Genomic DNA, 20,352 nt, shown 5'->3' on the forward strand with positions numbered 1-20,352 from the left:
ATTAGAAGGTTAACTTAACGCCTGCCACGAAGGTGCGCATCAGCGGATAGTTCGTGAGTCCGGAGCCGATGGCCTCGGGATCGACATCCTTGATCTTCGAAACGGTACAGAGGTTGTTGCCGCGCAGGTAGACCCGCATGCGGCGGATCGAGGTGATGCCCAGCCGGTGCACGGGCAGTTCGTAGCCCAGTTCGACGGTCTGGATCTTGAAGAACCCGCCGTCCTCCAGCCAGAAGGTCGAGGTCTTGTAGTTGTTGTTGACCTTGTTGTAGGTCAGGCGCGGATGGTCGGGATTGCCGGCGTTGCGAAGCGTGTACTTCGAATAGTTGCCGTCGCCCCAGCCGTTCCAGAAGTAGTCGTTCGTCAGCGCCAGGTCGTAGAAGGCGCGCCCGGTGCCCACCACCGTCAGGTCGAAATCGCGGTAGCGGAGGTTGACGTTCACGCCGTAGATCATCTTGGGCGTCGAGTTGCCGATGACGCAGAAGTCGTTGTCATCGATCTGCCCGTCGCCGTTCATGTCCTCGTATTTGAGATCGCCCTTTTGCAGCTTGTCGTCGAAGAGCTGCGGCACGGCGAGCGTCTCCTCGTCGCTCTGGAACTGCCCGATGCAGCGCAGGCCCCAGATCGAGGAGGCCGAATAGCCGACTTTCGAACGGTAGGCGTCCTTGTAGTCGAGCTCGTCGGCGCGGAGCACCTTCGAAGCCTGGAACGTCGCCCAACCGTTGACCGAGTAGGAGAAATCGCCGGCACGGTCGCGCCAGCCCAGCGCCAGTTCATAGCCCTGATAGCGGGTCTTCTCGTAATTCATCCAGAGCGATCCCGACGAGATGCCGGCCAGCAGCGGCAGGACGTTCTTCATCTCGGCGACGGGACCGTCGGAGAGCGTGTTGTAGTAGTTGAGTTCGAAACTCAGCCGGCGGCGGAGGGCAAGCCCCTCGATGCCGACCGTGAATTCGCGGCGCTTCTCGAAACGCAGATTCGGGTTGCCCAGCATCTGCGCGTAGAGCCGATCGACGGCGTTGCTCGTGGTGCTTCCGAACCACTGGTTGTTCGTATGAGGGCCGAATTTCTGGCCGCTGTTGTCCCACTTGTAGTTATCGACATCGCGGTTGGCCGACATCGAACCGTCGAAATAGAGGATGCCGCCCTCGGCGCGCAGTTTCAGGAAGTCGATGCCGCGGAGGTTCTTCATGAAATTCTCCTCGGAGACGATCCAGCCCAGACCCACCGACGGCGACGCCGACCAGCGGTTGTTCAGCAGCGCATAGGTTCCCTGATAGCTGCAAGCCGCCTGCACGAGGTAACGGCCGTCGTAGGCATAGCGGGCGCCGAAGCCGAAGGTCATCTCGCGGCGGTGCTCGGTGATGAACTTCTGCGAACGCTTGGTGATCATATAGGAGGCCGACGCGGCGACGGCATGACGGCCGAAGGTGCGGTCGTAGGCGAACTTCTGCACGAAATAGAAGCGGTTGGAGAAGTAGTCGAGCAACCGGGTCTTGTTGGCCATCGCCTTCACGCTGTGGCTGCTGCTCTGCTCGGGGATCATCGCGTCGTAGCCGTTCTCGTCGATGCCCTTGTTCAGGATGTAGGCCGCATAGTCCTCGGCCGTGCCTAGCCGCACGAGGTTCGTGGCGTCGTAGGCCCCGTAGGTCATCGACGTGAGGCCCGGGGTGAGGAACGAGAAGTCGATGTCAACGCCCACGTTGATCAGGCCCTTGCGGATGGTCTCGGTATAGGCGCCGTTTTCGAGGATGTTGGCCACGGGGTTCTGCTTGTAGAGCGACGAGACGGCATACCACGGCGATTCCAGATCGGGATCGTTGTTGGCGTAAATCGGAAACGAGATGCCCGGCGTGGTGTTGATGTCGCTGATGATGTCGGGGAACTCGGTCACGCCGAGCGTGGTGTTCGACGAGGCGTCCTCGCTCGAATAGTTCGAGCTGTAACCGTAGTTGGACGACTTGCGGATGCCCATGGTCGAGACCAGCCCGAAGCGCGCCCGGATGTAGCGGTGCAGCTTGATGTCGAGATTGGCGTTGATGTTCACGCGGTTGTAGTTCGCCGCGGGACCGATCTTGTAGATGTCGTCCTCGCCGGCGTACCCCAGGAAGGCGAAGTAGCGCACCAGATCGTTGCCGCCGCCCGACGAGACGTTGGCCTTGGTGTAATACATCGTATTCTTGAGCATCATGTCGCGGAAATCGACGCTCGGATGCCACATGTCGTAAGGATCGTTCTTGGCATAGGCCGCCACGTCGTCGCGCGAATAGAGCATCTCCAGACCGCTGTTGTTGCGGGCGATGTTGTTCAGCCGGGCATAATCGGCGCCGCTGACATACTCGGGCATGCGATCGACGGTGTTCACGCCGCCCTCAACGTCCACCGTGAGGTAACGGTCGTTGTAGCGGCCGCGCTTGGTCCGGATGTAGACGATGCCGTTGGCAGCCGAGGGGCCGTAGAGGCTCTTTTCGAGCACGTCGCGGACGATGGTGATCGACTCGATCTGCTGGGGGTCGAGCGGCGTCTCGTCGATCTGCACGGGGATGTCATCGACCATGTACATCATCTGCCTGCCGCGGGCGGTGACGCTGATGCGCGTCGAGGCGCCGTACTGGCCGATGTGCTCCAGCGGATTGACGCCGGGACCGCCGAACTTCTCGGCAACCTCGACACCGCTGGCCAGCCCCGTCAGGGCGTTGCGGATGTCGGTCGAGGAGTATTTTTCGAGCTCCTCGCCGCGGATGACGACCGAACTGCCCACCGACCAGCGTTTCTTGAGCGAGGTATAGGGCAGCGGAACGTCGTCGCCCTCGCCGGCCAGCAGGACCGCAGGGGTCAGCGTCACCTGCGACGATTCGGCCAGGGCGCTGCCCAGGGCCCGGACGGGTGTGAAGCCCTCGGCCGAGACCGTCACCAGATCGCGGGGTGCGACGGAAAAGACGATGCGGCCCGCCTCGTCGGCTCTCAGGTGCCGCGCACCCTCGCCCACGGTGAGATCGGCGTTCGGGACCGGCTTCCCGTCGGGCGTGACCACCGCGACGGAGACATCGACCCGCCGGGGCTGCGCCTTGCGCGCCTGCGCCGCAGCCGGACTGAACCACGCCGGGAGGATCAGCAGCATGCACAGCAGCGCAGCGTATTTGGACTGTGAAAACAGAGTATGTTTCATGAATTTTCTCATTATGCGATTAACACTACCACGCCTCGTTGGGTACGTAGTTCTTCATTTTGAGCAGGTCGCTCGTCTGGAACTGCACGTAGTACATGCCGTCGTTCTTCCAGGCGATCTGACGGTTCGAAGGCAGCTCGAACCGCTCGTAACGGAATCCCGTAGGATACTGCGCCGTGGCACCCGCCTTGAGTTTGGTGACGCGCATGCCCGTCAGCCGCGTGCGGTGGATCGAGGGGGCGTCCTTCCAGCGGCGGATGTCGCAGTAATAGTGGTAGCCTTCGAAGCAGAGCTCGACCGCGCGCTCGTTCTTGATGCGCGGGCGCAGGGCGTCCCTGTCGGTCGTGTAGGCGTCGAGCACGGCGGGCATCCCCACCCGGCTGCGGACCGTGTTCAGCGCCTCAAGGGCCGTCATCGCAGCACCGGGAGCCTGTCCGTCGGGACCGTAAGCCTCGTTGGCCGCCTCGGCGTAGTTGAGGTAGAGCTCTGCCAGGCGGATGATCGGGTCGGTCAGCAGCAGGTTCTGCACACCCTTGTTCGAGAGGGCCCCCGTGCGCTTCTGCTCGTAGTAGAAGGTCTCGGAAACTCCGTCCTCGCTGCCGCTGCGCTTCTGGATCAGCGACCCCGAAGGCAGGCTGCCGTCCTCGTTGACATAGATCGAGGCGTTGCCGTAGCCCTGCACGGGCTTCTGGTTGTAGATCACCACGACATCGAAACGCGGGTCGCGGTTGACATAGGGGTTCTGCTCGTCGTACTGCCCGGCAGCGGTCGCCGCGGCCCGCTCCTCGGGGGTGTTGAGCGGATAGCCGCCGGCGGTCTCGAACTTATCGACGAAATTCTGCGTCGGGCACTGTCCCGAGCTGAAAGCGTTGTTCGAGAAGCAATAGGGCACGAAAGCCTGCACGCGGTCGTTGTTGTAGTTGGTCGTGCTGCCGCTCGTATAGGCCCACAGCTGCTCGTTGGTGTATTTCGTGCCGTAGAAGTTATCGGTGTACTTCTCCTTGGCGAGCAGAAGATAGCCGTGGTCGAGGGCGCTCTTCAGCGCCGTCCAGTTGGCCTCGGCAGCCTCCTCCCAGCGGGAGATGTCGTTTCCGGGATTGCTCAGCGGACTGGCGGAGTAGAGCAGCGCGCGGCCCTTCATGGCCAGCGCCGTCACGCCGTTGGGTTTGTCCTGATCCGTGGCCGCGAGGTGCCCCGAACCCGAAGCCGGGTCGCGGCGCATCAGCCCCGCCTGATCGAAAATATCGGCCGCGGTCTGGAAATCGGCGGCGATGCGCTGCAACATGTCGTAATCCGACAGTCGCGGCAGGTCCCATTCGTCCTCGGAACCCATCACCTTGTCGATGTAGGGCAGCGATCCGTAGAGGCGGAAGAGTTCGAAATGGCAGTAGGCGCGCACGAAATAAGCCTGTGCCAGCAGGTCCTTCTTCTCACGGTCGGTGGCGTCCTGCAACATGTCGATGTTGCGGATGGTCATGTTGGCCACGCGGATCGACTTCCACGAATAGGGCACCTTCGCGGTCTTCGACGAAGCGTCGGAGTTGTAGCCCACGGCGTAGATCACCGTCGAACCGTCGCCCTGCTTGCCGGGCTGGCAGCGCTGGATGCGGGTCATGTCGCACATGTCCGTAAGCCCCTCCATCGTGAATTTCTGGTTGTTGCCCGCGAACCACTGCGGATAGTGCGCCTTGATGTTGAAGTTGGCCCCGTTGTAGACTGCGTAGAAATAGCTCTTGAAGTTGGCGTACTTCGAGAAAACCTCCTTTTCGTCCAGTCCTGCGTCGGGCGCCTTGTCGAGATATTCGTTCAGGCACGAAGTGCTGCCTGCGGCGGCCGCCGCCAGCACCGCCCAGCTCAATACCCTTGTCAATATATGTTTCATGGTCTGTTTGCGTTTTTGGGATCAGAACGACACCTGAATGCCCAGTTTGACGGTCATCATCTGCGGATACTGCCCCCACACGAGGTACTTGTTTTCGGGATCGCCCTCCAGCAGGTCGGTGAAGGTCAGCAGGTTGTTACCCGTGGCGTACACCTTCAGGGCACGCACGCCCAGCGCCTGCCTGATCTTCGGGCCGCTCCACGTGTAGCCGACCGAAACCTCTTTCAGACGCAGGTAATCGGCGCGGCGCCACGAACGGCCGGCGATCTTGGCGTTGTAACCGCCCGTCGTGGCGCTCTCGTTGTAGCCCGACCAGTTCATGTTGACCTGCGACGAGGCGGTGTAGTGCACGGCTCCGTGGTTGCCGCCCGGATTCGACGGCGACCAGTAGTCGAGCGACGAGAGGTGCGTGCGGTAGTTGCCCTTGTAGAACTCCCACTCGTACATCTGGTCGAAATTGACCCATTTCTTGGCATAGCCCTGGAAGAGGACGTTCACGTCGAGGCCCTTCCACTTGAAGCCCGCGTTGAAGGCGTAGGCGATCGGAGGATTGAGCGAACCCTCCATGCGTGCGAGGTCGTCCTTGTCGATCACGCCGTCGCCCGTGAAGTCGAGGAACTTGTAGTCGCCGACCACCACGTCGCTGACCTTGACGGGCAGGAAGTTGCTGTGGATGTCGTCCACCGAGGTCAGATAGCCGTTGCCCACGAGGTATGCGCCGCTGAGCTGCGCGCCGAGGGCCGTGCCGACCTTGCGCTGATGCGCGAGGGCGTAGAGGGCGTCGTCGGCGTAGAGGATGCGGTTCTCGTTGAACGAGAAGTTGCCGCCCAGGAAGACCGTCCAGTCCTTGTTCAGCTGCTTGCGGTAAGAGAGCTCCAGCTCGATGCCGTGTTTCTTGATCTTACCCTTGTTGAGCTCCTTCGAGGTGTTGCCGATCCACATCGGGGTCGTGTTGTCCACCGAAATCAGCATCTTATCGCGCTTCTCGTCGAAGAGGTCCACGCTCAGGTGGAGTTCGTCGTTCAGAAAACCCATCTCGATACCGAGGTCGCGCTTCATGGCCTGCTCCCACTGCACCGAACTGTTGGCGATTTTGTCCTCGACGATGTGTCCGTTGCCGTCCTTCGAGAATTCGCTCATGTAGAGCCAGCGGTTGTTGGCGTAGTCGCTGCCGACCAGACCCTGCGAATAGCGGAGTTTCAGCTTGCTGAACCACGGTTTCAGCGGCTCGAAGAAACGCTCCTCCGAGACCACCCACCCCACGGCGCCCGAGGGGAAGAACCCGAAACGGTTGCCCGGGGCGAAGCGCTCCGAACCGGTGTAACCCATGTTGACCTCGACGAGGTACTTGTGGGCGAAATCGTAGGTGGCGCGCGCCACGATCGCCTCGTTGTAGTAGGGGAAATCCGACCCCTTGTCCTGCTCCTGCCGGTTGAAGAGCACCAGACCCGTCACGTTGTGGCGGCCGAAGGTGCGGTTGTAGTTGAGCGAAAGATCGTAGTAGAGGTCGAGGTAGTAGCCGTCCTGCAATGCGTTGCCGGCCGTCGTGTAGACCGGATTGGGCACGTAGAGATAACCGTTGTCGCCCGTCCGGCGCCACGGATTCTCGCCGGAGCCGATCTTCGAGAAATCGAGGTACCACGCCGGACGGTCGTACTCGGTGCGCAGGGTCGTATATTTATAATAGGTGCTCAGCGACACCTTGCCCTGCACCGAAAGTCCCTTGGTGATGAAGTCGAGCTTCTGGTTGAGGATGATGTCCGAGAAGAGTTTGGAATCGGTGAGCTGGATGAAGCGGCCGCGCATCATCTGGTAATAGGGGTTTCCCGTGGTCTGGTCGGCCTCGCTGATAAGGCGGTCCTCCACGACGCCCGGATAGTCCAGGTCGGGAACCTCTTCGAGCACCCACGAGGGGTAGTACATCGGGTATTTGGCCGTCGAGCTGCCGAAGATGTATTTCCACATGCCGTCGTCGCCGTCCTGCGGCTGGGGCTTATTCTTGATGCCGACGTTGCCGCCCAGCTTGAACGACACGACGGTCGTCGGGGTGACGTTGAAATCGACGTTGGTGCGGAAGTTGAAGCGGTTGTAATAGTAGCGCGAGTCGATCTTGCCGTCGTTCACGCCTTTGAATATGGAGCCTTCGTGCGCATAGCCCACCGAGGCGAAATACTTCACGAAGCGCGTACCGCCCTGGATGTTGAAGTTGGCGTTGATCGTCGAGGCGAACGAGTCGGTCATCTCGTCGAGCCAGTTCACGTCGGGATAGCGCAGCGCGTTGAGGCGCGACGAGGGGCGGCGGTACTCGGCGAGGTCCGCCTGCGAGGTGAGCGAATCGAAGAGCTGGTCGTTCATCTTGGCCACGTTCATCAGCGACATCGTCCGGTAGGAGTCGATATGCTTCGGGGTGTTGATCGGCATGGCGAAACCCGTCGAGAACGAAAAGTCCATCTTCGGCTTGCCCTCCCGACCGCTTTTGGTCGTGACGATGATGACGCCGTTGGCACCTTTGGCGCCGAACACGGCCGTCGCCGAAGCGTCTTTCAGGACCGAGATGTTGGCCACCTCGTTGGGGTCGATGGTCGAGAAATCGCGCTCCACGCCGTCCACCAGCACCAGCGGGTTGGAGTTGCTGAAGCTCGACACGCCGCGGATCAGGATTTCGGCGTCGTTCTGACCCGGCTGTCCCGAGGTCTGGAGCGTCGTGACGCCCGAGAGCTTGCCCGCGAGGGCGTTGGTGATGTTCGACACGCCCGAATCCACGAGGGCGTCGCCCTTGACCTGCGAGATGGCGCCCACGACGCTCTCCTTGCGCTGCACGCCGTAGCCCACGACCACGACATCGGCAATGGCCGCCGTATTCTCCCGCAGCGTCACCATATACTGTGTCTGCGAGGTCAGTGTCACCTGCTGGGTTTCATAACCCAGGTAGGAGATCAGCAAGCGGCCCTTGGCGGGAACTTCCAGCGAGAAGGCGCCCTTCGCATCGGTCGTCGTGCCGGTCGTCGTGCCCTCGACGATCACGTTGGCTCCGATCACCGGCGCACCGGCCTGATCGACCACCGTACCCTGAACACGGTGTTTCGCGGCGGCATTCCCGGCCTGCGCCGCCGCAGCGGGCGCAGCGAGAATCCCCGGCGCTTGCAGCAGACACAGCGCCAGAACCAACACGGCGAAGCGCAGCGCGCCCCATCGCCCGGTTCCGGAAATTGCATACTTTGTAGATTTACTCATGTTGATTGGTTTAGGTTATTCGTCTTGTGTTAGCTCGTCATTATTCGATTTTTTTAATAACTGCAACCTCCTGGTAGTGCAAATTTAGAATGAGGCATCGGGGAAGACTGAAACTTGCGTACATCTGATTGAAACAATCATACATTTTTACGGGATGTGTGCGCACACATCCCGCCCGAAGCGACAGGAGCGACGAAAAAAGGGACGGATCGAAAAATCCGTCCCCGAGGGGCAGGCGTAAGACGCCTGTTTTAGAAACAACAGCAGGTCAGGAGGCTTTTCCGCCCCGTCCGTGCCACCGGCGCAAGACGCCTTACAAGAAGAGTACGGCGAGCACCGAGACGGCGAAACCGCCGCAGAATCCGGCCAGCACCTGCCGTCCGTTGTGGCACCCCAGATAGAGGCGCGCCGAAGCCAGCGCCCCGGCGCAGAGGACAGCCGCCACGAGCGGCACCATCATATTGCCCACGCCCACGACGTTCATCACCACCAGCAGCGCCACGACGGCGCCCATGCCCGTCAGATGAAGGCTTATTTTCCAGTAGAACGACACCCCGAGGCACAGCAGCTCGCAGCAGGCCGCGGCGAGCATGAACTTGCGCAGGAACACCGCCGAAGGGATCTTCGCAACGGTGACAGCGCAAAGGATGTAGCAGAGTGCCCCGATCAGCAGCGGCAGCATCCGTTCGCGCCGGTCATCGACACGGTAGTCCGAAATGCGGCCCAGCGACCGCAGCACCCCGAGCGACAACACGGGGATGATGACGGCATAGAGCGCCACCACCCACAGCAGATAGAACTTCACGTTCGGGGAGTAATGGGCGAAGGTCGTCATCGTCAGCAGCAGGGCCATCATATAGATCGGCAGCAGGAACGGGTGCAGGACCCAGGAGATGCCGGTGGAGATTTTTTTATAGTTCATTTCCAGTTCTTTAATGCCCGCCGTTCGGACGGGTGTCGTTGCGAGGAGGACTTTCGGTCCGACGCGGCGATCTGCGGATCATGTCGGAACCTCCCGGCTATCCATCGGATCGCCACGCGCATTGCATTCGCTCGCAATGACCCGCCCGCCTAAAAAACGTTTTTCAAGGCAGGCAGCGCAGCCCCGAATCCGATATCCGAAAGCCTGCCGCCGCCCTTAAATCCCGCTTCTCAAGCGGGCTATATCTGTTTCCGCAGCCTCGCCACCGGAATGCCGAGCATTTCGCGGTACTTGGCCACGGTGCGGCGGGCGATGCGGTAGCCTTTCGAATTGAGGATGTCCATCAGCGTCTCGTCGGTCAGCGGACGGCGCTTGTCCTCCTCGTCGATGCACTCCTGAAGGATGTTCTTGATCTCGTAACTCGACACCTCCTCGCCCGAATCGGTCTGCATGGCCTCCGAGAAGAGCGATTTCAGGAGGATGATCCCGAACTGCGTCTGCACGTATTTGCTGTTCACCACGCGCGAGATGGTCGAAACGTCGAGCCCCGTGCGGTCGGCGATGTCCTTGAGGATCATCGGCCGGAGCTTCGACTTGTCGCCGTCCTTGAAATACTCCTCCTGATAGTCCAAAATGGTCTGCATCGTGCGCATCAGCGTATCGTGGCGCTGCTTGATGGCCGAGATGAACCATTTCGCCGAGTCGATCTTGCTCTTCACGAACTGGATCGCCTCCTTGTCCTTCTCCCGGACGCGGCCGTCCGAACCCACCATCTCGCGAATCATCTCCATATAGCGGCGGTTGACGCGCACCTCGGGAACGTTGTAGGAGTTCAGCGACAGGGTGAAACGCCCGTCCTGATAATCGAGGAGGAAATCCGGAATGATGTAGGGCGTGGTGTCCGTACCGCCCTCGGCGTAGAGGTTGCCGGGTTTGGGCGACAGCCGGCGGATCTCGGCGATCGCCTCGCGGAAATCGTCCTCGGAGATCTGCAAGCGCGCCATCAGCTTCTCGTAGTGCTTCTTGACGAACTCGTCGAAATAGTTGGTCAGAATCTTGCGGGCCAGCCACCGCGGGCGGGTGTTGATCGGCATCTGCGCCATCTGCAACAGCAGGCATTCCCGCAGGTCGCGGGCGCCGATGCCGGCAGGCTCCAGCTCATGGATGACGTTCAACAGGCGTTCCAACTCTCCGGCCGTGGTCTCGACCCCCACCGTGAAGGCGATGTCGTCGGCCACGGACTCCAGGTCGCGGCGCAGGTAGCCGTCCTCGTCGATGCTTCCGACCAGGTAGACGGCCAGCCGCATATCCCGCTCGGGAAGATTCCGGTAGCGCAGCTGTTCGATCAGATACTCCTGCAACGAACGCCCCTCGGTCAGATAGACCGGGCGCTGTTTGTCGTCTTTCGAAAAGTTGTTGATGCGGCTTTTGTACGACGGCGTGTCGTCGTCGTGCAGGTATTCGTCAACGGAGATCTGCTGGGGCTGCTCGTCGTCCTCGGAAGAGCGTTCCTCCTCTTCCAGAACGATGTTGTCCTCGATCTCCTGTTTGATGCGCTGTTCGAGCTGCACGGCGGGGAGCTCCAGCAACTTGATCATCTGAATCTGCTGCGGAGAGAGCTTCTGCTGAAGCGAAAGTACCTGTTTCTGATTGATAGCCATATAGGGTCCAAATTAAGAATTTATCAGCATTCCGAATTTGGTCTCTTCATTTATTATTATCGGGTTCGGGTGTCACGAAAGTCGTTCAGGACGGCTTCCGGTGTAAAACGGGCGGGAGCGCAGACGGGATTCAGCAGCCCGAAAGCCTGCCATCGCCCCTGAAAGCCGCTTCTCAAACGGTCAGAAATCGGCGTGCTGCGGCGTCCGGGGGAACGGCTGCACGTCGCGGATGTTCGTCATGCCGGTCACGAAGAGCAGCAGACGGTCGAAGCCCAGCCCGAAGCCTGAGTGGGGCGCCGACCCCCAGCGGCGGGTGTCGAGGTACCACCACAGCTCGCGTTCGCTCATGCCGAGCTCGGTCACGCGGTTGTGCAGCTTCGTATAGTCGGCCTCGCGCTCCGAACCGCCAATGATCTCGCCGATGCCGGGGAACAGCACGTCCATCGCGCGCACGGTCTTGCCGTCGTCGTTCTGCTTCATGTAGAACGCCTTGATGTCCTTCGGGTAGTTGATCAGGATGACCGGGCGCTTGAAATGCTCCTCCACGAGGTAACGCTCGTGCTCCGACTGCAAGTCGCAGCCCCAGTCGCAGGGGAATTCGAACTTGCGGCCCGAGGCTTTCAGAATCTCGATGCCCTCGGTGTAGTCCAGGCGTTTGAAATCGTGCTCCAGGACGAAATGCAGCCGCTCCAACAGCCCCTTGTCCCACATCTTGTTCATGAATTCGAGGTCCTCCATACAATGATCCAGCGCATAGCGGATGAGGTATTTGAGGAAGTCCTCGGCCAGTTCCATGTTGTCTTCCAGATCGTAGAACGCCGCTTCGGGCTCGATCATCCAGAACTCCGACGCATGGCGCGGAGTATTGGAGTTTTCGGCACGGAACGTGGGGCCGAACGTGTAGATGCGGCCCAGCGACAGCGCACCCAGCTCGCCTTCGAGCTGGCCCGACACGGTGAGGTTGCACGATTTTCCGAAGAAATCCTGCGAATAATCGACCGCGCCCTCCTCGGTCCGCGGCAGGTCGTTCAGATCGAGCGTCGTCACCTGGAACATCGCACCGGCGCCCTCGCAGTCCGAAGCCGTGATGATCGGAGTATGGAAATAGTAGAAACCGTGGTTGTTGAAATACTCGTGGATGGCATAGGCCATGGCGTGACGGATGCGGAGCACCGCGCCGAACGTGTTCGTGCGCGGACGCAGGTAGGCGATGTCGCGCAGGAACTCCAGCGAATGTCCCTTCTTTTGCAGGGGATAGCTCTCGGGATCGGCCGTGCCGTAGATCTCGATCTTTTCGGCCTGCACCTCGACGCCCTGCCCCGCGCCCGGCGATGCGACCAGACGGCCATCGACGCGGATGCAGGCACCCGTGGTGACGGGTTTGAGCTCCTCCTCGGCGATCTTCGCCAGATCGACCACCACCTGTATATTATTTACGCACGACCCGTCGTTCAGGGCGATGAACGCCACGTTCTTGTTTCCGCGCTTGGTGCGCACCCAACCTTTGACGACGATGTCGGTGTCCACGACGCCCGACTTCAAAATCTCTACGATTCTTTGCGTTTTCATAGTTTGTTCTTCACTCGTTTTCCTAATTGACAAAGTTAGCTATTATTTGCGATTTGGCAAAAAAAATTACCTCCGGTGTCGTAACGGCACTTCCATAAGTCGGAATGTATTACCGGAGCGCATGCGATTCGGTCCATTCGTACTTCGGATACTCCCGCCCGGCAAAATACAAGTAAACTTGCTTTTGCACTCGGCTTATTCGCACTTTGGCTGCGGCGCCGTAACGGCGCTTTCAGGTTGTCGGGGACTTTTGCCGGGCCGCCCGGGAATCGGGTTTCTCTCCGTCCGTTCTTTTTCTATCGCCGGGACGTTTCAAATACTCCCGCCCGGCAATGCTCAAATAAATTGACATTGCCCTCGCTTATTCGTACTTTGGCTGCGCCTTAGATACTCCGCCTCGGAAAAAATGCAAGCGAGCTTGCTTTTTTCTCTCGGCTTATTCGTATCTTTGTCCGAATCATATTCCGTATACGATGAAACGAACGATACTGACGGCTGCGCTGGCAGCCTGCACGCTGGCGGCCCAGGCCCAGGAAGAACGGAACCCCGTTCCGATGACCTCGCGCGGAGGCCGCATCTACCGCACGGAGGTCGTACCCTACGATGCCCGCCACGACGCCGATGCCCGCAACCGCGAAGCCGGAGGCTACTGGAAAGCCTTCAGCCCCGAGGTGACGATTACGACCGAAGGTCCTCTTTATGCCGTTCTCGGACAGGAGATCGAAATCCCGTTCGCCTGGACCGACGGCGTGGTCTACCTGCACGCGGAGAACCCCGGTTCGGCCTACTCGCTCTGGCTCAACGACCGTCAGGTGGCCGAGGTCAGCGACCCGCTGACGCCCGCGGAATTCGACTTGACCCCCTATATCCGCGAGGGCGTCAACGATTTCAAACTGCTGATGCGCAGCGACAACCCCGCCCGGCAACTCGACGCCGAGGCCCCCGCCGCCCGCAAACCATTCGAAAACAGCTACCTCTATTATCAGAACAAGCGTTCGATCGCCGATTTCGAGATCGGGCTTGTGCCCGACACGCTGGGGCGCGACTTCGGGATGCTGGACCTGCGGATCGTGGCGCAGAACGCGTTCAACTACGACGAACCCGTCACCGTGGGCTACGACATCTACTCGCCGCAGGGCAAGCTGCTCGAATTCAACATGACCGAGATCACCATTCCGGGCCGTTCGACCGACACGGTGCGCTTCTCGCCGTTCATCTACCACACCTACGACAACAAGTGGGAGGCCGGAAGCAAGACGCCGCCGCTCTACAAGGTGATGCTCTTCACGCGCCGCAACGGTGTCTACAAAGAGTACATGCCGATGAAGATCGGGTTCGGCAAGACCGAACTCATCGACGGACGCATCATGCGGCTGGGCAAGGAGCTCAAACTCGAAAAGGCCCGCTACAACGCCGCGGCCGACCGCAAGACCGCCCTCGCAGAGCTCAAAGCCCTGAAGGCCAAAGGCAAGAATACGATTTGCCCGGACTATCCGCAGCCGGCGTGGTTCTACGAACTGTGCGACGAGCTGGGGCTCTACGTCATCGACCGGGCGAACATCGACGCCCCGGAGCGCAGCGGCGACCGCACGGTCGGGGGCACGCCGTCGAACGACCCGGCGTTCGCAGACGAATATCTGGAGCGCGTGAAGGCGATGTATTACCGTTCGCGCAACTTCACCTGCATCGTCGCCTACTCGCTGGGAGGCCCCTCGGGCAACGGATACAACATGTACAAAGCCTACCAATGGCTGAAATCGGTCGAAAAGTCCCGTCCGGTGATCTACGCCGATGCCGACGGGGAGTGGAATACGGATCTGTAACGAAACGGTACGGCATGAAACAACTGCTTTCACTCCTTCCACTGCTTTTCCTTCCGGTCTGTACGGCAATCGGACAGTCGTCCCCGATACGGAGAGCCACGGAACAAACAGCGGACAGATCCGCACGCTTGTGGGGTATCCGGTTCGAACCCGACCTGCTCCTGCTCAGTCCCGCCTCGCAGCGGATGGTCATCGTCCGGTACGGCGAAACGATGTCCGCATGCGACACGACAGCGCTGCCGACGGACATTCCCATAGCCAACTCGGTCACCAACTACCGGGGACGACGTTACGTTACACTCGTAAGCGACTGGTTCGACAAGCGTAATGCGGAAGCGCTATTGGAACTGACAGCTCACGAATCGTTCCATTTTTACCAGGACAGCCTCGGCATCGAGGCCGTTACGTCGCAAAATTCGCATCTGGATACCCCGCAGGGCCGCGCCCTGCTGCACATGGAGTTCGATGCCCTGCGACGGGCGCTGCGCGGGTCCCGCCGCGCACTGAAAACCGCCCTGCAAATCCGGGAAGAGCGTCGCCGGATGTTTCCCGACAACAACGAATCCACGTTCGAAAAGCACGAAGGAACGGCCCAATATACGGGACTGCGTATCGCCTATACCAAGGACCGGACGATCCGGCACATGGCGATCCGAAGACTGCGCTATGAGGCGAAAAAAGGTTATGTCAACTCGTTCGCATACGCCACAGGTCCGGCCTATGCCCTGCTGCTCGACCGGATAAACCCTGCCTGGCGGAGCGGCATCGCAACAGCGGAAGGGCTTTCCGAAGCCGCGGCCGATGCCTTATCGGAAACCAAAACAAACAAGGATTCCTCCTCCCCCACCGCGAAAAAACGGATGGAAGCTACCCGCAGCGACAGCTACGCCCGCTATCTGAAAGCCGAACGCAAAACGGCGGGCGACTCGTCGCGTTATACCGGATGGCTTGCATCCGACGCCAATGTGCTCCGCATCCCCAACGACGGCATCCACATCTCATTCAACCCCAATGACCGCGTTATTCCGCTCGCGGACCGGGCCGTGGTCTTGCGCAATGTCACCCTGCGCGGAAAATGGGGTACGCTCGTGGTAAAACAGGGACTCGTCCGTATGAACGACTGGTCGGCTTTTCTCGCAGCGGCCCCGCAACTCACGAAAGGCAACCGGATCACGGGGGCGGACTACACCCTCACGCTCCTCCCCGGCTGGGAGGTCCGGCATACGGAATCCGGCTGGCGCATAGTTCCCGTAAACGAAATAGAAAACCGGAAAACGTGAACATCGAACTGATCGTCATAGGCAAGACCGATTCGAAGGAGGTCGCCGCGCTGGTGGAACAGTATGCCCGGCGCGTGAATTTCTATTGCAAATTCGCGGTCACGACCCTGCCCGACGTGCGCAACACCAAGAGCATGACCGTCAAACAGCAGCGCACGGCTGAGGGAGAAGCCATCCTGCGCCAGCTGACCGACGGCGATTTCGTGGCGCTGCTCGACGAACGGGGCACGGAGTTCCGCTCGGTGGAATTCGCGCTGTGGGTCCAGAAACGCCTGAACAGCGGCGTGAAGCGTCTCGTCATGGTGATCGGCGGGCCCTACGGATTCTCGGAGGAGGTCTACGCCCGCGCCGACGCAAAACTGTCGCTCTCGCGCATGACCTTCTCGCACCAGATCGTGCGGGCGATCTTCGCCGAACAGATCTACCGCGCCTTCACCATCCTCAACAACGAACCCTACCACCACGAATAATGCAGCAGCGCCCCGCCATAGCCGTCCTGACCCCCAACATCCTCGTAGGCGCGGGGCTCCGCTCCATTCTGGAAAAGGTGATTCCGCACGCCTCCATCGAGCTGTTCCGCGATTTCCAGGAGTTCGCCGAGGCGGAGCCGGAGCGGTTCATCCACTACTTCGTCGCAGCGCAGACCTTCGCGGCCCACAACGCCTACTTCCGCGCCCGGCAACACAAGACCATCCTGCTCACCGCCGGACAGTCCCATGCCGGAATGCACTGCATCGACGTACAGACCGACGAGGAGGAATTCGTGCGCGCGCTGGTGCAGATGCAGCACAGCGTCCGCCGTCCGGAACACACCCTGCCCGCCCCGCCGCCGACCGGGCAGCCGCTCTCGGACCGCGAGGCCGAGGTGCTGGCGCTCGTCGCCCGGGGGCTCATCAACAAGCAGATCGCCGACCGGCTGGGCATCGGGCTGACGACGGTCATCTCCCACCGCCGCAACATCATGGAGAAACTCGGCATCCGCTCGGTGGCGGGACTGGTGGTCTACGCGCTGGCCGCAGGCTATGCCGATCCGGACGGGATGTAGGCCGCTCCTCATAAATTAGGATTGCACCGTTCGAAATAAATCCGTTACTTTGCACTCTCGACAAATTCCCGTTCAGCCATGCACCGTAAACTGATAGCCATACCGCTCCTGCTGCTGGCCTCCGCGGCCGCGGGCCGCACCGCCGGCGGGGAGGAGAACGAGGCGGCCGATACGGTGATCGTGGTGGACAAGGTGCAGGTGACGGCCATCAAGCAGGGGCTCGTCCTGCGGTCGCAGCCCGTCGCGGCGTCGATCGTCGGCAGCCGCGCCATCGGGCGCAGCCGCATCGGGGCGCTGAAGGAGCTCTCGCAGACGGTTCCCAACTTCCACGCCCCGGACTACGGGTCGCGCATGACCTCGTCGATCTACGTGCGGGGCCTCGGGGCGCGCATCGACCAACCGGTGATCGGCCTCAACATCGACAACGTACCCGTGCTCAACAAGGACAATTTCGACACGGAGCTGGCCGACGCCGAACGCATCGAGGTGCTGCGCGGTCCCCAATCGACGCTCTACGGCCGCAACACGATGGGCGGCGTGGTGAACGTCTACACACTCTCGCCGCTGGCGTATCAGGGGGTGCGGCTGACGGCCGAATACGGCAGCGGGGATTCCTACCGCTTCCGGGCGTCGTCCTACTGCAAGCTATCGCCCGACCTCGGGATGGCCGTGACGGGCTACTACACCCGCACGGGCGGCTTTTTCGACAATCTGTACACGGGTGAAAAATGCGACCGGGAGCAGCTGGGCGGGGGCCGCTGGAAGCTCCAATGGCGCAACCGCAAAGGACTGCGCATCGACAACACCCTTTCGTTCTCGGTCCTGGACCAGGGCGGCTACCCCTACGCCTACGTCGGCGAAGAGATCGTGCACGACGGGCAGGTCGTCATCCGCAAGGGGGAGATCAGCTACAACGATCCCTGCTCCTACCGCCGGACGACCGTCAGCGACGGACTCACGGTGCGCTACGACGCCGAAAAATTCGCCGTTTCGTCGATCACCTCCTACCAATACTCCGACGACGCGATGATCCTCGATCAGGATTTCACGCCCCTGAGCTATTTCACGCTCAAACAGGCCCGGCGCGAACACACCGTCACCGAAGACGTGGTGTTCCGCTCACGCGACGGACGCCGCTACGGATGGCTGTTCGGGGCGTTCGGGTTCTACCGCCACGGCACAATGGAAGCGCCGGTGCATTTCAAGCGCACGGGCATCGAGAAGCTGATCCTCGAAAACGCCAACACCTCCCCGGACCTGCACTACACGATGGATGCGGACGAACTGCCGCTCTGTTCCGATTTCCGCATGCCCTCGTACGGCGCGGCGCTCTACCACGAATCCCGCTTCACGCTGGGGCATTGGCGGATCACGGCCGGCATCCGCGCCGATTACGAGTGCACCCGGCTGCGCTACCACAGCAAGGCCGGCATGGACTGCTCCCTGAGTGTCAACGGCGGAGCGCCGGCCCCCATCCGGATCGACATCGACGAGACGAACGAAATCGCCCATTCCTACACCGAGATACTCCCGAAATTCTCGGTCATGTACTGCTTCGACGAGATGCGCAACCTCTACGTCTCCGTGGCCCGGGGCTACAAGGCCGGAGGATTCAACACGCAGATGTTCTCGGACATCCTCCAGGAAAAGATCAAATGGCAAATGGCCTCGGGAATCCCTTATGAGGGACCCGACCTGATGTCCTACGAACCCGAATACAGCTGGAACTACGAACTGGGCGGCCATTTCTCGTGCATGGACGGCGCCGTGCGGGGCGATTTCGCGGTGTTCTGGATCGATGTCCGCGACCAGCAGCTCACGGTCTTTCCCGCAGGGACGGCCACGGGCCGCATGATGACCAACGCGGGCCGCACGCGCAGCGTCGGGGCCGAAGCCGCCCTGCAATTCGCGCCGTGGCAGTCGCTGGAGATAAACACCGCCTACGGATACACCGACGCCCGTTTCGTGCGTTACGACAACGGTATCGGGGATTTCAAGGACAACCATATCCCCTACGCTCCACAGCACACCTTTTCGGCCGGGGTCGCATGGACCCTCCCGACGGGCGTGAAGTGGCTCGGCGACCTGGTGCTGCAAGCCGGGGTCCGCTGCGCCGGGCGCATCTGGTGGAACGAGGAGAACACGCTTTCGCAGCCGTTCTACGCGCTGACGGACGCTTCGGTGCGGATCGAACACAAGCACTACTCGCTCGACTTCTGGGGCCGCAACCTCGCAGGAACGGGCTACGACGTATTCTATTTCAAGTCGATCGGCAACGAGTTCGTCCAGCGCGGACGCCCCCGGACCTTCGGCATCACCCTGAACATAAACATATAACAATACCGACACATGAAAAAACTCCTCTTCCTCCTGTTCGCCGCCGCGGCTTTCGCGGCCTGCAACGACGACGACGGCGCACCCAAGATCCGCTACGCCTCGACCAACGACGGCATCATCGACGGACATCTCCAGGGTATCAACATGTTCTTTTACGGCAGCGCGGTCGCTACGGACGACGCGGGCAACGCCTACACCGACGACGAAGCGCTGTTCGAATTCGCCGGAGGCCCCTCGGGCGATTCGGAATACTTCTCCCTCTACATGCACAAGACCCGCTTCGCAGCCGGCATGCCGCCCTTCGAAATGAAAATACCGCACACGCGCTACACCGGCATGGACAATTCGATCGCTTTCTCCGAGGAAAGCATCGTTCCCGAAGCGATCCTGCCCGGTCAGGACGGCTACCAGCCCCTGCCCTCCTACACGCTCACCGATGTCGAAGGGTCGATCGACGGCGTCAACTGCCGCGTCAGCTTCACCTGCAACGTCCCCAGACTGGGAACCTACCGGATGGAATACGAAGGCCGGCTGATCATCAAAAAATAACAACCAAATATCCACAAGCCATGAAACCCGAATACAAACCTTTCGTAGACGAACTGATCGAACTCTGCATCAAAGAGGACATCGGCGACGGCGACCACACGTCGCTGGCGTGCATCCCCGCCGACGAACACGGACGCATGCGCCTGCTGTGCAAGCAGGAGGGCACGATCGCCGGCATCGAGATCGCCCAACTGGTGCTGCAACGCCTCGATCCCGAAATGAAATTCGAACAGGTGCTCCGCGACGGCGACCGCGTCGCGCCCGGAGACGTGGCGTTCTATGTCTCGGGACGCCTGCGCTCGCTGTTGCAGGCCGAACGCATCCTGCTGAACATCATGCAGCGCATGAGCGGCGTGGCGACCCAGACCGCCGTCTATGTCAAACGCCTCGAAGGACTGCACACCAAGGTCCTCGACACCCGCAAGACCACGCCCGGCATGCGTGTGCTGGACAAGATGGCCGTGAAGATCGGCGGCGGCGAGAACCATCGCATGGGGCTCTTCGACATGGTTCTGCTGAAGGACAACCACATCGACTTCGCCGGCGGCATCCGTCCGGCGATCGCGGGCGTGCGCAAATACCTCGCGGCCAAGGGCAAGAACATCCCGATCGAATGCGAGGTCCGCTCGCTGGAGGACATCGACGAGGTGTTCGCCGCGGGAGGCGTCGATCGCATCATGTTCGACAACTTCACCCCCGAGATGACCCGCAAGGCGGTCGAGAAGGTCGCCGGACGCTGCGAAACCGAGTCGAGCGGCGGCATCACCCTCGAAACGATGCGCGACTATGCCGAGTGCGGCGTCGATTTCATCTCGGTGGGCGCGCTGACGCACCAGATCAAGTCGCTCGACATGTCGCTCAAAGCCTGCGAATAACCCGTT

General features: G+C 60.9%; 13 protein-coding genes. 7 read left to right on the forward strand and 6 right to left on the reverse strand.

Annotated features, from left to right (window positions below; translation table 11 throughout):
* Nucleotide 1 precedes the first annotated feature (1 nt).
* From NQ519_RS02435 to asnS, 6 genes are all read right to left on the reverse strand, one after another.
* Nucleotides 2–3,169: a SusC/RagA family TonB-linked outer membrane protein gene (locus tag NQ519_RS02435; RefSeq protein ID WP_227901043.1), complete on the reverse strand. Its 3,168-nt coding sequence runs from the start codon at nt 3,167–3,169 to the stop codon at nt 2–4.
* A gap of 25 nt (nt 3,170–3,194) precedes the next feature.
* Nucleotides 3,195–5,051, reverse strand: coding sequence for a RagB/SusD family nutrient uptake outer membrane protein (locus tag NQ519_RS02440; protein ID WP_227901042.1), 1,857 nt, complete (start codon nt 5,049–5,051; stop codon nt 3,195–3,197).
* Nucleotides 5,052–5,072: 21 nt separating this feature from the next.
* Nucleotides 5,073–8,285, reverse strand: a complete 3,213-nt coding sequence (locus NQ519_RS02445; RefSeq protein ID WP_227901041.1) for a SusC/RagA family TonB-linked outer membrane protein — start codon at nt 8,283–8,285, stop codon at nt 5,073–5,075.
* A gap of 313 nt (nt 8,286–8,598) precedes the next feature.
* Entirely contained in the window at nt 8,599–9,207 is a 609-nt protein-coding gene (locus NQ519_RS02450; RefSeq protein WP_019149649.1) for a hypothetical protein, read from the reverse strand.
* A gap of 239 nt (nt 9,208–9,446) precedes the next feature.
* A complete protein-coding gene (gene rpoN, locus NQ519_RS02455; protein ID WP_019149648.1) occupies nt 9,447–10,868 on the reverse strand; it encodes an RNA polymerase factor sigma-54 in 1,422 nt (473 codons plus the stop codon).
* A 180-nt stretch (nt 10,869–11,048) separates the two neighbouring features.
* Nucleotides 11,049–12,437 carry an asparagine--tRNA ligase gene (asnS, locus tag NQ519_RS02460; protein WP_019149647.1) on the reverse strand — a complete coding sequence of 463 codons (1,389 nt, stop codon included), beginning with the start codon at nt 12,435–12,437 and terminating at the stop codon, nt 11,049–11,051.
* A 473-nt stretch (nt 12,438–12,910) separates the two neighbouring features.
* Here asnS and NQ519_RS02465 point away from each other — a divergent pair, with 473 nt between their 5' ends.
* From NQ519_RS02465 to nadC, 7 genes are all read left to right on the forward strand, one after another.
* Nucleotides 12,911–14,260 (forward strand): glycoside hydrolase family 2 TIM barrel-domain containing protein, encoded by a 1,350-nt coding sequence (locus NQ519_RS02465; RefSeq protein WP_019149646.1) that lies wholly within the window; start codon nt 12,911–12,913, stop codon nt 14,258–14,260.
* A gap of 14 nt (nt 14,261–14,274) precedes the next feature.
* A complete protein-coding gene (locus NQ519_RS02470; protein WP_147513134.1) occupies nt 14,275–15,540 on the forward strand; it encodes a hypothetical protein in 1,266 nt (421 codons plus the stop codon).
* The gene (gene rlmH / locus NQ519_RS02475; RefSeq protein ID WP_019149644.1) at nt 15,537–16,010 is read left to right on the forward strand and encodes a 23S rRNA (pseudouridine(1915)-N(3))-methyltransferase RlmH; all 474 of its coding nucleotides are present in this window, start codon (nt 15,537–15,539) and stop codon (nt 16,008–16,010) included. Before NQ519_RS02470 ends, rlmH begins: the two co-directional genes overlap by 4 nt.
* Nucleotides 16,010–16,585: a helix-turn-helix transcriptional regulator gene (locus NQ519_RS02480; RefSeq protein ID WP_019149643.1), complete on the forward strand. Its 576-nt coding sequence runs from the start codon at nt 16,010–16,012 to the stop codon at nt 16,583–16,585. Before rlmH ends, NQ519_RS02480 begins: the two co-directional genes overlap by 1 nt.
* A gap of 78 nt (nt 16,586–16,663) precedes the next feature.
* On the forward strand, nt 16,664–18,922 hold the full coding sequence (locus tag NQ519_RS02485) for a TonB-dependent receptor (RefSeq protein WP_019149642.1): 2,259 nt from the start codon (nt 16,664–16,666) through the stop codon (nt 18,920–18,922).
* 12 nt (nt 18,923–18,934) lie between these two features.
* On the forward strand, nt 18,935–19,471 hold the full coding sequence (locus tag NQ519_RS02490) for a hypothetical protein (RefSeq protein WP_019149641.1): 537 nt from the start codon (nt 18,935–18,937) through the stop codon (nt 19,469–19,471).
* A 20-nt stretch (nt 19,472–19,491) separates the two neighbouring features.
* Nucleotides 19,492–20,346 carry a carboxylating nicotinate-nucleotide diphosphorylase gene (gene nadC / locus NQ519_RS02495; protein WP_019149640.1) on the forward strand — a complete coding sequence of 285 codons (855 nt, stop codon included), beginning with the start codon at nt 19,492–19,494 and terminating at the stop codon, nt 20,344–20,346.
* Nucleotides 20,347–20,352 lie beyond the last annotated feature (6 nt).

The organism is Alistipes senegalensis JC50 (assembly GCF_025145645.1).
Taxonomy (GTDB): domain Bacteria; phylum Bacteroidota; class Bacteroidia; order Bacteroidales; family Rikenellaceae; genus Alistipes; species Alistipes senegalensis.

Bases quoted from the DNA above. Each gene is read 5' to 3' on its own strand.
- NQ519_RS02435 (WP_227901043.1), bottom strand. From the start codon at position 3,169: ATGAAACATACTCTGTTTTCACAGTCCAAATACGCTGCGCTGCTGTGC.
- NQ519_RS02440 (WP_227901042.1), bottom strand. From the start codon at position 5,051: ATGAAACATATATTGACAAGGGTATTGAGCTGGGCGGTGCTGGCGGCG.
- NQ519_RS02445 (WP_227901041.1), bottom strand. From the start codon at position 8,285: ATGAGTAAATCTACAAAGTATGCAATTTCCGGAACCGGGCGATGGGGC.
- NQ519_RS02450 (WP_019149649.1), bottom strand. From the start codon at position 9,207: ATGAACTATAAAAAAATCTCCACCGGCATCTCCTGGGTCCTGCACCCG.
- rpoN (WP_019149648.1), bottom strand. From the start codon at position 10,868: ATGGCTATCAATCAGAAACAGGTACTTTCGCTTCAGCAGAAGCTCTCT.
- asnS (WP_019149647.1), bottom strand. From the start codon at position 12,437: ATGAAAACGCAAAGAATCGTAGAGATTTTGAAGTCGGGCGTCGTGGAC.
- NQ519_RS02465 (WP_019149646.1), top strand. From the start codon at position 12,911: ATGAAACGAACGATACTGACGGCTGCGCTGGCAGCCTGCACGCTGGCG.
- NQ519_RS02470 (WP_147513134.1), top strand. From the start codon at position 14,275: ATGAAACAACTGCTTTCACTCCTTCCACTGCTTTTCCTTCCGGTCTGT.
- NQ519_RS02480 (WP_019149643.1), top strand. From the start codon at position 16,010: ATGCAGCAGCGCCCCGCCATAGCCGTCCTGACCCCCAACATCCTCGTA.
- NQ519_RS02485 (WP_019149642.1), top strand. From the start codon at position 16,664: ATGCACCGTAAACTGATAGCCATACCGCTCCTGCTGCTGGCCTCCGCG.
- NQ519_RS02490 (WP_019149641.1), top strand. From the start codon at position 18,935: ATGAAAAAACTCCTCTTCCTCCTGTTCGCCGCCGCGGCTTTCGCGGCC.
- nadC (WP_019149640.1), top strand. From the start codon at position 19,492: ATGAAACCCGAATACAAACCTTTCGTAGACGAACTGATCGAACTCTGC.